General features: G+C 72.7%; 13 protein-coding genes. 10 read left to right on the top strand and 3 right to left on the bottom strand.

Annotated features, from left to right (window positions below):
* The first annotated feature begins 9 nt into the window (after positions 1-9).
* Positions 10-1,785: a BACON domain-containing protein gene (locus CP970_RS18790; RefSeq protein ID WP_224058517.1), complete on the top strand. Its 1,776-nt coding sequence runs from the start codon at positions 10-12 to the stop codon at positions 1,783-1,785.
* Between the two features lie 122 nt (positions 1,786-1,907).
* Here CP970_RS18790 and CP970_RS18785 read toward each other — a convergent pair whose 3' ends face one another.
* On the bottom strand, positions 1,908-2,744 hold the full coding sequence (locus CP970_RS18785; protein ID WP_055547980.1) for a hypothetical protein: 837 nt from the start codon (positions 2,742-2,744) through the stop codon (positions 1,908-1,910).
* 71 nt (positions 2,745-2,815) lie between these two features.
* On the opposite strand from CP970_RS18785, the gene CP970_RS18780 reads away from it, so the two are divergent.
* The 5 genes from CP970_RS18780 (at position 2,816) to CP970_RS18760 (ending at position 7,686) form a co-directional block, all read left to right on the top strand.
* Positions 2,816-3,748, top strand: a complete 933-nt coding sequence (locus CP970_RS18780) for a Ppx/GppA phosphatase family protein (RefSeq protein WP_055547981.1) — start codon at positions 2,816-2,818, stop codon at positions 3,746-3,748.
* A gap of 58 nt (positions 3,749-3,806) precedes the next feature.
* Complete coding sequence (locus CP970_RS18775; RefSeq protein WP_055547984.1) at positions 3,807-4,631, top strand: sugar phosphate isomerase/epimerase family protein; 825 nt, start codon at positions 3,807-3,809, stop codon at positions 4,629-4,631.
* Positions 4,628-5,236, top strand: coding sequence for a TetR/AcrR family transcriptional regulator (locus CP970_RS18770; protein WP_055547986.1), 609 nt, complete (start codon positions 4,628-4,630; stop codon positions 5,234-5,236). Before CP970_RS18775 ends, CP970_RS18770 begins: the two co-directional genes overlap by 4 nt.
* A gap of 175 nt (positions 5,237-5,411) precedes the next feature.
* The gene (ilvD, locus tag CP970_RS18765; RefSeq protein WP_055547988.1) at positions 5,412-7,265 is read left to right on the top strand and encodes a dihydroxy-acid dehydratase; all 1,854 of its coding nucleotides are present in this window, start codon (positions 5,412-5,414) and stop codon (positions 7,263-7,265) included.
* A 145-nt stretch (positions 7,266-7,410) separates the two neighbouring features.
* Positions 7,411-7,686, top strand: a complete 276-nt coding sequence (locus CP970_RS18760; protein ID WP_055547990.1) for an SH3 domain-containing protein — start codon at positions 7,411-7,413, stop codon at positions 7,684-7,686.
* Positions 7,687-7,724: 38 nt separating this feature from the next.
* Here the strand turns inward: CP970_RS18760 and CP970_RS18755 are convergent, their stop codons facing one another.
* Complete coding sequence (locus tag CP970_RS18755; RefSeq protein ID WP_055548007.1) at positions 7,725-9,974, bottom strand: protein kinase domain-containing protein; 2,250 nt, start codon at positions 9,972-9,974, stop codon at positions 7,725-7,727.
* Between the two features lie 238 nt (positions 9,975-10,212).
* Here CP970_RS18755 and CP970_RS18750 point away from each other — a divergent pair, with 238 nt between their 5' ends.
* Positions 10,213-10,719: a hypothetical protein gene (locus CP970_RS18750; RefSeq protein ID WP_055547992.1), complete on the top strand. Its 507-nt coding sequence runs from the start codon at positions 10,213-10,215 to the stop codon at positions 10,717-10,719.
* 103 nt (positions 10,720-10,822) lie between these two features.
* The gene (locus tag CP970_RS18745) at positions 10,823-11,650 is read left to right on the top strand and encodes a class I SAM-dependent methyltransferase (RefSeq protein ID WP_055547994.1); all 828 of its coding nucleotides are present in this window, start codon (positions 10,823-10,825) and stop codon (positions 11,648-11,650) included.
* Here CP970_RS18745 and CP970_RS18740 read toward each other — a convergent pair.
* The gene (locus CP970_RS18740) at positions 11,554-13,140 is read right to left on the bottom strand and encodes a SulP family inorganic anion transporter (protein ID WP_055547995.1); all 1,587 of its coding nucleotides are present in this window, start codon (positions 13,138-13,140) and stop codon (positions 11,554-11,556) included. The two genes, CP970_RS18745 and CP970_RS18740, sit on opposite strands and share 97 nt — an antisense overlap.
* A gap of 262 nt (positions 13,141-13,402) precedes the next feature.
* On the opposite strand from CP970_RS18740, the gene CP970_RS18735 reads away from it, so the two are divergent.
* Positions 13,403-14,191, top strand: a complete 789-nt coding sequence (locus tag CP970_RS18735; RefSeq protein ID WP_055547997.1) for an ABC transporter ATP-binding protein — start codon at positions 13,403-13,405, stop codon at positions 14,189-14,191.
* 28 nt (positions 14,192-14,219) lie between these two features.
* Complete coding sequence (locus CP970_RS18730; RefSeq protein ID WP_055547999.1) at positions 14,220-14,957, top strand: ABC transporter permease; 738 nt, start codon at positions 14,220-14,222, stop codon at positions 14,955-14,957.
* Positions 14,958-15,041: the final 84 nt, after the last annotated feature.

Here is a 15,041-nt window from a genome sequence, read left to right as displayed (position 1 = left end):
GCACGGGTGATGAGCAGTAGGTCGGAAACCCCCGCGAACGCAACCGGCGCACACCGGGCGCACCGAGACGCGCGCAAGCGCGTGGTGCCCCGGCCGGCGCCCCGCACGACTCCGCCCGCGCGCTACGAGCCGTGTCTGGACGGCCTGTTCACGTACTGCCTCTCGGTCCTGTGCGACCACGACGCGGCGACCGCGGCCCTGGGGGACGCGCTGCACCTCGCCGAGCGCAGGGGCTCGCGCGGTCCCGACGCCGACAGCGAGCTGCGGGCCTGGCTCTACGCGCTCGCGCGCTGGGTCTGTCTGCGCAGGCTCGCCGAAGCCAAGCGGAAACGCCAGGGCGTGCACGCGGCGGGAGCGGGCACATCGCGCACCGGCGCGCCAGGATCCGCCGCCACCACCGATCCACGCGCCCCCAAGTCCTCCGAAGCGACCACGTCCTCCGAAGCAACCACTTTGTCGGAAGACGCCGAACGGCACCGCCGCCGCGAACTCGCCCAGCTGGCCTGGCCGGAGGCCGCGGGCACGACGCCCGAGCAGCGCGAGGCGCTGGAGCTGGCCGTGCGCCACCAGCTCGCCCCCGCCGAGGTCGCCGCCGTCCTCGGCCTGGCGGCGGCGGAGGCCCGCGACCTCCTTGCGTCCGCCGCCTGCGAGGTGGAGCGCACCCGTGCCGCGCTCGCCGTCGTGGAGACCGGCAGCTGCCCCATCGTCGCCCGCCTCACCGGCGACAACCAACTGCTGCTGGGCACGGCCCTGCGCCGCGAGCTCGTCCGGCACGTCGACGACTGCCCGCGCTGCCGCCGCACCGCCGAGCGCGCCGGAGCGGGCACCTGGCCCGGCACCGCCGTCACCCCGGCCGCCCTCCCCGTCGTCGAGGCCCCGCGACCGGCCCTGCACATGGCGATGGCGCACGTCCCACGCGCGCGTGGCGGCGCTCCGCGCTACGACCGGCGCGGATTCCCGATGGACCCCAAGGACCACGCCGCGCGCCGCGACCGGCTGCGCGCGCGTGCCGTCACCACGACCGTGGTGGCCACCGTCGTGGCCGCCCCGGTGCTCGCCCTGTGGGCCGCCTATCGGGGAGCGCCGCTGACCGGCGAGGGCCATGACGGCCGCTCGGTCACCGCGAGCGAGGCGGACGACCGCGACGGGCTCGGCGGCGAGCGCGCCCGCGGCTACGAGAACGCGGGCAACGCCCGTACGGGCCCCGACTCCCGCTTCACCGCGGGCAGCCGCTCGCCCGACGTCTCCGTGGAGGTCATCAGCGGCGGCGGCGCGCCCTCGCGTTCGTCGACGGGGCCAGGGCGGCTCACCGTGGAGGCCCAGCCGAGCGGCGACACGACCCTCATCACCCTGACGGCGTCCGGGGGTTCACCGGTGCGGTGGTCGGCGAGCGAGGGTGCGTCGTGGCTCTATCTGAGCCGGTCGTCGGGAACCCTCGCGCCGGGGGAGTCGTTCACGATCCAGGTGTACGTCGATCATGACCGCGAGCCGTCGGGGCACTGGCGTGCGCGGGTGTCCATCGCGCCCTCGGGCGCGGTCATCTCCATCGACGGGTTCGGGGACGGGGGGCTGCCGCCCAGCCATCCGGGGCCTCGGCCCACGCCCACGCATACGCCCAGTGGTCCGGGGCCTTCCGACCCTGGGCCCGATCCGACGCCGAGTCCCTCTGACCCGACGCCGACGCCGACGCCTTCGGACCCTGACCCGACGCCCACCCCGTCGGACCCGGGGCCTTCCGACTCGTCTCCGCCGCCGGGGGACGGCGGGGAGCCGAGCCCGAGCTGAGCGCTCCGCTGTGGTGGGGTGGGATTTCGACCGCGGGCCCGTCGTGGCTGGTCGCGCAGTTCCCCGCGCCCCTTACGGGGCCCCTCCGCGCGCCTGGATCCGCGCCGCTTACGGGGCCCCTCCTACCGCTTCGGGTCCGCCGGGTGTGGGGCAAGCAGCGGGAGTTGGGAAGCCAGGCGCTCCTCGCAGAGTTCCACCAGGCGGTCGTAGCCCTTCTTGCCCATCAGTTCGATCAGCTCCGGGCGGTAGGAGACGTACACCGGGTCGCCCGCGCCGTGCGCCGACGTCGCCGACGTGCACCACCAGTGCAGGTCGTGGCCGCCGGGACCCCAGCCCCGCCGGTCGTACTCGCCGATCGACACCTGGAGCACCCGCGTGTCGTCGGGCCGGTCGATCCAGTCGTACGTCCGGCGCACCGGCAGCTGCCAGCAGACGTCCGGCTTCGTCTCCAGGGGCTCACGGTCCTCCCGCAGCGCCAGGATGTGCAGCGAGCAGCCCGCGCCGCCCGCGAAACCGGGGCGGTTCTGGAAGATGCACGAGCCCTGGTACGGACGGGTCTGGCGGTCGCCGTCCTCGTCCGTGGAGACCCAGCCGCTCTCCCTGCCGACGTCGTGGTGCTGCCAGATGTCGGGCGTGAGCCGCTCGACGAACCCGGCGACCCGCTTCTCGTCGTCATCGTCCGAGAAGTGGGCACCAAGCGTGCAGCAGCCGTCGTCGGCACGGCCCGCCTGGATGCCCTGGCAGCCGCTTCCGAAGATGCAGGTCCAGCGAGAGGTCAGCCAGGTCAGATCGCACCGGAAGACCTGCTCGTCGTCCGCGGGATCAGGAAACTCCACCCAGGCCCTGGCGAAGTCCAGACCCTTCTCGTCCGGCTTCTTCGACTTCTTCTGCTCGGGCGACTTCGTCGACGGCTTCCCCGACTTCGATTTGTCGGTCTTCGCCTTTTTCGTCTTTGGCACGTCTCCAGGGTATGCGCGTGCGGGACCGCCCGAAGACCGCCGGGGGCCCCATGCGGCGTAGCGTTCCGTATATGAGACTCGGTGTCCTCGACGTGGGCTCGAACACGGTGCATCTGCTCGTGGTCGACGCCCACCCCGGCGCGCGCCCGCTGCCCGCGCATTCGCACAAGGCGGATCTGCGCCTCGCCCAACTCCTCGACCCGGCGGGCGCGATCGGCGCGGACGGCGTCGACCGGCTCGTCGCCACCGTGCGCGAGGCGGTGGAGGCCGCCGAGGACAAGGGCGTCGAGGAGGTCCTTCCGTTCGCCACCTCCGCGGTGCGCGAGGCCACCAACGCGGACGAGGTGCTCGCCAGGGTCAGGGACGAGACCGGCGTCGACCTGAAGGTCCTGTCCGGCGAGGAGGAGGCCAAGCTGACCTTCCTTGCCGTCCGGCGCTGGTTCGGCTGGTCCGCGGGCAAGCTGCTCGTCCTCGACATCGGCGGCGGCTCCCTGGAGATCGCGTACGGCATCGACGAGGAGCCCGACGCCGCGGTCAGCCTGCCGCTCGGCGCAGGGCGGCTCACCGCCGCCTGGTTCCAGCAGGACCCGCCCGACCCCTCCGACGTGAAGGCGCTGCGGCGGCACGCGCGTGCCCAGATCGCCCGCACCGTGGGGGAGTTCACCCGGTTCGGCAACCCCGACCACGTGGTGGCGACGTCGAAGACGTTCAAGCAGCTCGCCCGGCTGGCAGGCGCGGCCCGCTCGGCGGAGGGCCTCTACGTACAGCGGGAGCTGAAGCGGAAGTCGCTGGAGGACTGGGTGCCGCAGCTCGCCGCGATGACCGAGCAGGAGCGTGCGGAGCTGCCCGGCGTCTCCGACGGCCGGGCCGGGCAGCTGCTCGCCGGGGCGCTCGTCGCGGAGGGAGCCATGGACCTCTTCGGCGTGGAGACCCTGGAGATCTGCCCGTGGGCGCTGCGCGAGGGCGTGATCCTGCGCAGGCTGGACCACCTTCCGACGTCGTGAGGGAGCCCGCATGAGGCCACCTCCCCGGCGCCGATCCCCGGCCCGTACGCTGTCCCTCGTGGCAGAACCAGTGGTGCGCATCCCGGATGCGAAGGTCGCCCTGTCGACGGCCTCGGTCTATCCGGAGTCGACGGCGACGGCCTTCGAGATAGCGGCACGCCTGGGCTACGACGGCGTCGAGGTCATGGTCTGGACCGACCCGGTCAGCCAGGACATCGAGGCCCTGCGCCGCCTGAGCGACTACCACCGCATCCCGATCCTGGCCGTCCACGCGCCGTGTCTGCTGATCACCCAGCGCGTCTGGTCCACCGACCCCTGGGTGAAGCTGCAGCGCGCGAAGGCCGCCGCCGAGAAGCTCGACGCGTCGACGGTGGTCGTCCACCCGCCCTTCCGCTGGCAGCGGCAGTACGCGCGCGACTTCGTCGAGGGCATCTGGCGGATGGCGGACGAGACCGACGTGCGCTTCGCCGTCGAAAACATGTACCCGTGGCGGTACAAGGACCGCGAGATGCTCGCGTACGCCCCGGACTGGGACGTCACCAAGGACGACTACCGGCACTTCACCGTCGACCTCTCGCACACCGCGACGGCCCGTACGGACGCGATGGACATGATCGACCGCATGGGCGACCGGCTCGGCCACATCCACCTCGCCGACGGCAAGGGCTCCGCCAAGGACGAGCACCTCGTCCCCGGGCGCGGCACGCAGCCGTGCGCCGAGCTCCTGGAGCGCCTGGCCACGACCGGCTTCGACGGGCACGTCGTCATCGAGGTCAACACGCGGCGCGCGATGTCCAGCGCCGAACGCGAGGCCGATCTCGCCGAGGCGCTCGCCTTCACCAGGCTGCATCTGGCGTCGGCGGTGCGGGTGCCCCGCTCGTGAGCACCGCCCGTGGCAGAGGGCGGCCTTCCCGTACGCAGTCGGAGACCGGACCCGCGACGCGCGACCGGATCCTGGCGGCGGCGCGCGGCGAATTCTCCGAGCACGGGTACGAGAAGACGTCCGTGCGCGGCATCGCCAAGGCCGCCGGGGTGGACCCGGCTCTCGTGCACCACTACTTCGGCACGAAGGAACAGGTCTTCGAGGCGGCCATCACCGTCGCCTTCGCGCCCGCCCTCGAAGCGCCCGCCGCGATCGAGGAAGGCCCGCTCGACGGGGTCGGCGAGCGCCTGACCCGCTTCGTCTTCGGAGTCTGGGAGAACCCCGCGACGCGCGCCCCGCTCCTTGCCATCGTGCGTTCCGCGATGAACAACGACACCGCGGCCGCGGTCTTCCGGCGCCTGATCGCCGCCCAGCTCCTGAGCCGCATCGCGGGCCGCCTGGACCTGCCGGACGCCGAGCTGCGGGCCGAGCTCGCGGCCGCGCAGCTGGTGGGCGTCGCCATGCTGCGGTACGTGATCAAGGTCGAGCCGCTGGCCTCGGCGGACGTGGAACAGATCGTGGCGCGGGTCGCGCCGGTGGTGCAGGGACATCTGACCGGTCCCTGAGGTCTACGGATCCGGCGGTCGCTCATCGAGACAGTCGTCCCGACGGTCGCTCATCGAGACGGTCGTCCCGGCATCCGGACAGCCTGTCCAGATCGTGGAGCGGCGGCGTACGCTCGGCACCAAGTCATATCTGCCTCGAAGGTCCCGCCCGGGGCCCCTGAAGGAGCGAGCGACGATGCCCGAGCTGAGGTCCCGCACAGTCACCCACGGCCGCAACATGGCGGGCGCCCGCGCCCTTATGCGCGCCTCCGGTGTACCCGGCGCGGACATCGGACGGAAGCCCATCATCGCCGTCGCCAACTCCTTCACGGAGTTCGTGCCCGGCCACACCCACCTGCAGCCCGTCGGCCGCATCGTCTCCGACGCGATCCGCGAGGCCGGTGGCATCCCGCGCGAGTTCAACACCATCGCGGTGGACGACGGCATCGCGATGGGCCACGGCGGCATGCTGTACTCCCTGCCGTCCCGCGACCTGATCGCCGACTCGGTCGAGTACATGGTCGAGGCGCACTGCGCGGACGCCCTGATCTGCATCTCCAACTGCGACAAGATCACGCCCGGCATGCTGATGGCGGCCCTGCGCCTCAACATCCCGACGGTCTTCGTCTCCGGCGGTCCGATGGAGGCGGGCAAGGCCACCCTCGTCGACGGCACGGTCCGCAAGCTCGACCTGGTCAACGCGATCAGCGACGCGGTCGACGAGAGCGTCTCGGACGAGGACATCCTCCGTATCGAGGAGAACGCCTGTCCGACCTGCGGCTCCTGTTCCGGCATGTTCACCGCCAACTCGATGAACTGCCTGACCGAGGCCATCGGCCTCTCGCTGCCGGGCAACGGCTCGGTCCTCGCCACGCACACGGCCCGCAAGGAGCTGTACGAGCGGGCGGGGCGGACGGTCGTCGACATCACCAAGCGCTACTACGACGGCGACGACGCCTCCGTCCTGCCCCGCAGCATCGCCACCCACGCCGCCTTCGAGAACGCCATGGCCCTCGACATCGCCATGGGCGGCTCCACCAACACGATCCTGCACCTGCTCGCCGCCGCCCGTGAGGCCGAGGTCGACTACGACCTGACCGACATCGACGCCGTCTCGCGCCGCGTCCCCTGCCTGGCCAAGGTCGCCCCGAACGCCGCGCCCACCACGACGTACTACATGGAGGACGTGCACCGCGCGGGCGGCATCCCCGCGCTCCTCGGCGAGCTGTACCGGGGCGGGCTGCTCAACGAGGACGTGCACACCGTCCACTCGCCCTCCATCAAGGAGTGGCTCGACGCCTGGGACATCCGCTCCGGCGCCACCTCCGCCGAGGCCGTCGAGCTGTGGCACGCGGCGCCCGGATGCCGGCGCTCCGCCGAGGCGTTCTCGCAGTCCGAGCGCTGGGACACCCTCGACACGGACGCCGCGAACGGCTGCATCCGCGACGTCGCCCACGCCTACTCCAAGGACGGCGGCCTCGGCGTCCTCAAGGGGAACATCGCGGTGGACGGCTGCGTGGTGAAGACCGCGGGCGTCGACGAGTCGATCTGGACGTTCGAGGGCCCCGCGGTCGTCTGCGACTCGCAGGAAGAGGCCGTCGAGAAGATCCTCAACAAGGTCATCAAGCACGGCGACGTGGTCGTCATCCGCTACGAGGGCCCCAAGGGCGGCCCCGGCATGCAGGAGATGCTCTACCCGACCTCCTTCCTCAAGGGCCGCGGCCTCGGCAAGACCTGTGCGCTGATCACCGACGGCCGCTTCTCCGGCGGTACGTCCGGCCTGTCGATCGGCCACGCGTCGCCCGAGGCGGCGTCCGGCGGCACGATCGCCCTCGTCGAGGACGGCGACCGGATCCGCATCGACATCCCCCAGCGTTCGATCGAACTCCTGGTGCCGGAGGCGGAGCTGACCGCCCGCCGCGAGGCCCTGGGCGGGGTGTACGCGCCCAAGTCGCGCGAGCGCAAGGTCTCCGCGGCGCTGCGCGCGTACGCGGCGATGGCGACGAGCGCCGACAAGGGCGCGGTCAGGGACGTGTCGAAGCTCGGCTGAGCTTTCCCCGAGCCGGGCTGAACCTTCCCGGAAACCTTTCGGGGCGCGGGCGCGTCCTTGGTGTGAGGAGCATGCCGAGGGCGGCCCGCGTCGCCCGTCAACGGGGGAGAGCACTGTGAGCGAGAACGTCATAGCGCCAGAAGCGATGGATGAGGCGGGCGAGGCCGTCGAGGCCGGCGCCGCGAGGAGCTACCCGGTCGTCGCGGACGTCAACGTCCGGTCAGGACCCGGCACGTCGTACGGCAACGTCGGCCGCCTGCGCGCGGGCAGCCGCGTCACCATCCAGTGCCAGAAGCCGGGCGAGACGGTCACGGGCCCGACCGGCACGTCGAAGATCTGGGACCGGATCGGCAGCGGCCGCTACGTCTCGGACACGTACATCCGCACGGGCAGCAACGGGTACGTGGCGCCGCGCTGCTGATCGGCGCGACTGTGCGACAGCCGTCGGAGTCCGGGAGTTCAGCCGGACTTCGGCGGCTTCGTCGTGTCGAAGGAGAACACGGTGTTCTCGGCGGCCGCCACGAACACCACGCGCCCCGCGACGACCAGTCGGGGGCTGGCGTTCGTCTCGCCCGCCAGCCCCTCGGCCCGCGGATTCGTCGTCCACAGCGGCGCACCCCCGCGCGCCGGGAGCGCGACGACCCGGCCGCTGGCGGAGCTGAAGTAGAGCGTGCCGTCGTCGCCGCCGACCGGCCCCGAGACGCCCTCCACACCCGTCTGCCGCGACCACTTCTTCCGTCCCGTCGCCGGGTCGAAGGCCGTGACGAGCCCGGTCTGCCCGCTCACGAAGACGCTGCCGTCCGCCATCCCGGGCGTCCCCGCGTACGTCTTCGGCAGCCGCGAGTACGTGACCTTGTGCGAGTCCCGGCCGACCCGCAGCACCCCGTCGTAGCCGACGGACACCAGCCGCTTCTCGTCCCTGTGCAGGAGTACGAGGCCGTCCTCGTCGGTGCCGACGGGCTGGGCCGGGCCCTTGAGGGCGATGGACCTGCCGAGCGTTCCGGAGTCGAGGTCGACCACGTGCAGCGTGGGGTGGCGCACATCGGTCGCCGACACCTCGGTGGTCGGCGCGCACATCGCGTAGAGGCGGGCCCCGGAGGGCACCGGGGAGCACTGCGTGCCCGCGGGGAACGGCTGCCGCCAGGCGACCGCGCCGCTGTGCGCGCTCCGAGCCTCCAGGCGGGTGTTCGACGCGTCGACCGTCACGACCGTCGAGCCGACGACGACGGCGTCCTGCGTACGCCCGGTCACCGCCGTCGACTGGGCGCCCGACGGCACCGACCACAGCTCCTTGCCCTTGTCCGCGTCGATGGCGACCACCTCGGTGGCCGGATCGCCCGGCGCGTCCTCGGCCGCGAAGCGGTAGCCGAGCACCGTGTCGTCGGTGGCGCCCACCAGATGCATGCCCTGGACCGGCACGCCCGGACTCTTCTCCGTCCAGACGCGCGAGCCGTCGGACGCGCGCAGCCGGGCCGCGACGACCCCGCCGCCCCCGCAGTACACCGCGTCGCCGCGGGTCAGGCAGCGCAGCTCGTCGGGGATGTCGGGGCGGCCGCCGAGCACGGTCTTCTTCCACGGCTCGAACCGGTGCGGCAGCGCGGCCGAGCCGGTCGCCGCGACGTTGCCGCCCTCGCCGCCCGTGCCGCCGGGCTCGTCGGACGAGCCGGTGCGCATCAGCGTGGCCCCGCCCGCGATCGCGGCCACGGCGACCGCGGCGGCGAGCACGGGGCGCCAGCGGCGGCGCAGGTGGCGGCCGATGAGGGTGCCGGTGTGCGGGTGCCCGTCCGTCTCGGCGGGCCCCGGCGGGGCGCCGGGGGACGGGGTGTCGTCCGCCGACAGGTGGTGCTGGGTGTCCGTCTCGCGGGTGGGGCAGCCGCCGCCCGCCCCGGCGGGACCGCCGAGGTCGGAGGGCAGGTCCCGCAGCCGTACGAGGAGTTCGTCGGCGGAAGGGCGGTTCTCGGGATCCTTGGAGAGGCACGGCTCGACCACCGACCGCAGCACGGTCGGCACCGCACCCAACGACGGGGCCTCGTGCACCACTTGATACGCCGTCATATAGGGGCTGTCCGCGTCGAAAGGGCCTTGCCCCGTCGCCGCGTACACCAGCAGCGTGCCCAGTGAGAAGACGTCGGAGCGCGGCCCGACCCCGCGCGGTGCCTGCAGCTGCTCCGGCGACATGAAGGGCGGTGTGCCTATCACCCGCCCCGTCATCGTCAGCGTCTGCTGGTCCGTCGCGCGCGAGATGCCGAAGTCGATGACCCGCGGGCCCTCGGGGGACAGCACCACGTTGGACGGCTTGAGGTCGCGGTGCACGACCCCGGCGCGGTGGATGTCCCGCAGCGCCTCGGTCAGGCCTATGGCCAGGGTGCGCAGCTCGGCGCCGCCGATCGGGCCGTGCTTCGCGATGCGCTGGGCGAGCGTGTGGCCCTCGATGAACGCGGTGGCCATCCACGGGTGCTCGGCCTCGTGATCGGCGTCGATCACGGCCGCGGTGAAGGCGCCGCTGACCCGGCGGGCCGCCGCGACCTCCTGCCGGAAGCGGATCCGGAACTCCTCGTCGTCCGCGAACTGCTGGTGGATCAGCTTGATCGCGACGGGCCGTCCCGACGCCGTACGCCCGAGGAAGACCGTGCCCATGCCGCCCGACCCGAGCCGGGCCTCCAGCGGATAGCCGCCGATCTCCTCCGGGTCTCCTCCACGGAGCGACACGCGCACCAACCTCCCCCGTGTTCTCGCGTCAGGACTTGCTGTCTTCTCGCCTCAGGCTTCTCGCCTCAGGATTTACGCCGCCCAAACTAGCGGCCCTGCCGTGTGCTCTTGCAAGGCGGGGGACGAATAGGGCGAGCCTCGACCTCACTACGCTTCGCCCCTCGCCACCCCGCACCGCACACCCCCTCACCTCGCCGCCCTCCGCCGACCGAGGTGCGCGCCGGGCGATAATCAAACAGTGAGCGAAGAATCCGGCACCCCAGACCACCCCACCGGCACCACCCCCGGTCCGCGGCCCGAGCCCATCCGCTTCTTCGGGACGACCTGGGTCGCCCACGACAACGGCTACGCCGCCCGCCGCGCCGGTGTCGCCGTCGGCTCGCTGCTGCTCGCGGCCGCGGGCTGCTTCGTGCTCCGCTTCGCCTACGAGGGGCTGGCCATCGCGGACGTGGGCAAGTTCGTGAACCTGCTCGTCGTCGTGATGTTCGCGATCTGCAGCGCGCTCGCCTTCCGCCGCACCTGGGAGGGGTACGCGCGGCGCCACGACCCGGCGTCGGTCGCCTCGATGCGCGGCCTGATGACGATCGGCTTCATCGGCGGCCTGCTCGCCTACTTCTTCCGGTCCCTGAAGGAGGCCCCGGGCGAGGAGCTGCACCGCAAGGAGTACGAGACGGCGCGCGCCCAGTACGAGAAGCGCACGTCCCGCCGGACGGGCAACCCGTCCCGCAAGAAACGCAAGGGCTGAAGCGGCGCAAGGACTGAAGCGACGCAAGGGCTGAAGCGGCGCAAGGACTGAAGCGACGGCAAAGGGCTGGATCATCCGGTCTCAACGGCGTGAGGATGCCCCCATGACGTCCGCCCCCTCCCACCGCGCCCACTCCTTCAACGCGGCCGCCGCCCAGTACGCGGCGAACCGCCCCTCCTATCCGCCCGCCCTCCTCGACTCCGTCGAACGCCTGACGGGGCGGCGCCTCGCGGGCGCGCGCGTCGTGGACGTCGGCGCGGGCACCGGCATCGCCACCGCCCTGCTCGTCGAGCGCGGCGCGGACGTCGTCGCGGTCGAGCCCGGCGACGGCATGGCGGAACAGTTCCGCCGCACGCTGGCGCACGTCCCCGTCGTACGCGGCGACGGCAACGCGCTGCCGCTCGCGGACGGCACCGCCGACCTGATCACCTACGCCCAGGCCTGGCACTGGACCGATCAGGAACGCTCCGTTCCCGAGGCCCTGCGCGTGCTGCGGCCCGGCGGCGCCCTCGCCCTGTGGTGGAACATCACGGACCCCGACACGCCCTGGCTCGCCGCGCAGAGCGCCCGCATCGCCCGCCACCTCGGCATGGACGACGGCGCACGGCACACCGCCGACCGCACCAGGCACAGCGTCGGCGCCCTGACGACCGCGCTGGACTTCCGCCGCGACCAGGTGCGCTGGAGCCGCCGCGTCCCCCTCGACACCCACCTCGCCAACATCGGGACGCACTCGGCGTTCCTGGTCATCGGCGCGGAGCGCACGGCCGAATTCGTCGCCCAGGAGCGCGCCGAGCTGCTCAAGGTCTTCCCGGACGGGGTCGTCGAGGAGAGTTACGTGGTGGACCTGTTGGTCGCGATCCGGCCCGCATCGGACGCGACACCCGATACCGGTACGGGTACCGGGTCGGATACCGGTTCCGCGTCCTGATCACACCCGGCCTCCCGCCCTGCTTCCGGCACGCGAAACCGTCCCCGCCGCGCCGACCAGCTCTCCAGCGCGGCGGCGCAGGCCAGGTCGACATGGCGTAGCCCTTCGAGATCGAGCCGTACGGGACGGTCGGCAGGCAGCGCCTCCAGCGCGTCGAGCAGCTTCGGCAGCCGCAGGAACGTGGCGTTGCCGATCACCCGTACGGTCAGTCCCGCCGCGCCACGGTCCTCGGTCTCCACATGCACATGGCTCACGTCCCACGCCGTCTTGCCGACCGCGACCGCGAGCCCGATCAGGACCCCCTTGAACAGATCCGCCGCCACGATCGACCCGGCGGTCACCGCGAGCACCAGCGCCTCACCACGATGCTCACGCCACAGCGGCCCCAGCTCCCGTACGGCAACGAGCTTGCACCCCGCGTGCACGAGCAGCCCGGCCAGCGCCGCCACCGGGATCAGCCCGAGGGCGGCGGGCAGCGCGGCCGCGAAGAGCAGCAGCCACACGCCGTGCAGGATCCGCGACGCCTTGGTCCTGGCCCCGGCCCGTACGTTCGCGGCGCTGCGCACGATCACGGCGGTCAGCGGCAACGCGCCGAGCATCCCGCAGACGGTGTTCCCCGCGCCTTGCGCGATCAGCTCCTTGTCGTAGTCCGTGCGCCGCCCCTGGTGCAGCCGGTCCACCGCCGCCGCGCTGAACAGCGACTCGGCGGACGCGATCAGCGCGAACGCGAGCACGGTCCCGATCACGCCCACTTCCGTGAGGCGCGCGAACTCGTCCGTGCCCGGCGCCCGGACGGCATCCAGCAGGCCCCGCACCTCGATCCTGCGCACGGGCAGCCGGAGCAGCGCCGTGGCCGCGGCGGCCAGGGCGACGGCGACCAGGGGAGCGGGCAGGATCCGCGCGGCGGCGCGCCAGCGCGGCCACAGCACCAGCACCAGGACCGTGCCCGCGCCCAGGGCGAGCGCGGCGGGCTCGGCGGCGCCCGCGAGGCCCGCGAACCCGGTGATCTTCCCGCCAGGATCGGCCGGCGCGGTCAGGTCCCCCATCACGTACAGCTGCCCGGCGATCAGTACGAGCCCGATCCCCGCGAGCATGCCCTGCACCACGGCGGCGGAGACGGCCCGGAACCACCGCCCGAGCCGCAGCGCGCCCATCGCGATCTGCAGCAGTCCGGCGGCGAGCACGAGCACACCGAGCGCGCGGGGCCCATAGGTGTGCACGGCCTCGTACACCAGCACGGTCAGACCGGCGGCGGGCCCGCTGACCTGCAAGCTGCTGCCCGGCAGCGCACCGGCGACGAGCCCGCCGACGATGCCGGTCACGATGCCGAGCTCGGCGGGCACACCGGACGCCACGGCGACGCCCACGCAGAGGGGGAGCGCGACGAGGAAGACGACGAGAGAGGCGGCGAGATCGGCCCGCGAGGGGCGACGGGAGGGGGATGAGGGTGTGAGGGGCGAGGGTGTGAGAGGCGAGGGTGAGGGAGACAAGGGGGCACCTCCGGGGCGGTACGCGTGGAGAACGAACGCGTACGGGAGATGCGTGGGCGTCGAGCGCCGGGGCGGGGGAGGCCCGTGGCACTGAAACCCATTGTCACGTAAGGGAGTTGATCGCGCGGCGGCCCGGAGTTACGGGTGCGTGAACCCGGAGGCGTTGGGGGCGCGCGGCCTGGGCGTGGGTGCGTGACGCGGGTGCGCGGCGCGGGTGTGCGGCGCCTTGACGGGTCCGGGGACGCGGAGGATTATTCATCACATGGTGAATAACAAGAGCCCCGCCGTCCTGGCCGCGGGACTGACCGTCATCCGGGGCCCCCGCACCGTCCTGCGCGGCCTCGACTTCACCGTCCCGCGCGGCCAGATCACCGGCCTCCTCGGGCCTTCCGGCTGCGGCAAGTCCACCCTCATGCGCTCGGTCGTCGGCACCCAGGCCAAGGTCACAGGACGCCTGGAGGTCCTCGGCCACCCGGCGGGCGCCCCCGCCCTGCGCTCCCGCATCGGCTACGTCACCCAGGACCCGTCCGTCTACGACGACCTGACCGTCCGCCAGAACCTGGACTACTTCGCGGCCGTCCTCGACCCGGGCAGGGGCGCCACCGAACGCCGCCGCGAACACGTCACCCGCGCCATCGACGACGTCGACCTCACCTCGCACGCCGACTCCCTCGCCGGAAACCTCTCCGGCGGCCAGCGCAGCCGCGTCTCCCTCGCCGTCGCCCTCATCGGAGCCCCCGAACTCCTCGTGCTCGACGAGCCGACCGTCGGCCTCGACCCCGTGCTCCGCCGCGACCTGTGGAACCTCTTCCACGCCATCGCCGCCGACCGTGGCGCCACCATCCTCGTCTCCTCCCACGTCATGGACGAGGCGGAGCGCTGCCACCGGCTCCTCCTCATGCGCGAGGGCGAGATCCTCGCCGACGACACCCCCGACGCACTCCGCACCCGCACCCACGCCGAGACGGTCGAAGCCGCCTTCCTCCACCTCGTGGACCAGGCCGCAACCCACCCCGAGAACCAACACCCCGTAGCCAACACCCAGCGCTGATCTGAAGACCCGGCCCCCGGAGCACCCGATGAACGCCTACCGCACCTTCGCCACCGCCGCCCGCGTACTGCGCCAGCTCCGCCACGACCCGCGCTCCATCGCCCTGATGATCCTCGTCCCGTGCGTGATGCTGCTGCTCCTGCGCTACGTCTTCGACGGCAGCCCCGCGACCTTCGACTCGATCGGCGCCTCGCTCCTCGGCATCTTCCCGCTCATCACGATGTTCCTGGTCACCTCGATCGCCACCCTGCGCGAACGCACCTCGGGCACCCTCGAACGCCTCCTCGCCATGCCGCTCGCCAAGGGCGACCTCATCGCCGGTTACGCCCTCGCCTTCGGCGTCCTCGCGATCGTCCAGTCGGCGCTCGCCACGGGCCTCGCCCTCTGGGCCCTCGGCCTCGACGTCACCGGATCGGCCTGGCTGCTGCTCCTGGTCGCCCTGCTCGACGCCCTGCTCGGCACCGCGCTCGGCCTCTTCGTCTCGGCCTTCGCCGCCTCCGAGTTCCAGGCCGTCCAGTTCATGCCGGCGGTGATCTTCCCCCAGCTCCTGCTCTGCGGCCTGTTCGCCCAGCGCTCCACCATGCAGCCGGTCCTGGAATGGGCCTCCAACGTCCTTCCCATGTCGTACGCCGTCGACGGCATGAACGAAGTCCTCCACCACCCCTCCGTCACCGGCGCCTTCGTCCGCGACGCCGTCATCGTCGCCGCCTGCGCCGTCCTGGTCCTCGGTCTCGGCGCGGCCACCCTCCGCCGCCGCACCGCCTGACCCGTCCGCCTGCCGGACGCGCCCGCCCCCGCCACCGGCCCAATGCGAGGATGGCCACCGGACGACGCAACCCCGGAGGCCCCC

This window comes from Streptomyces kanamyceticus, assembly GCF_008704495.1.
Lineage (GTDB): Bacteria > Actinomycetota > Actinomycetes > Streptomycetales > Streptomycetaceae > Streptomyces > Streptomyces kanamyceticus.
The sequence above is the reverse complement of the archived record's forward strand: the minus strand, read 5'-3'. Positions and strand labels throughout refer to the sequence as shown.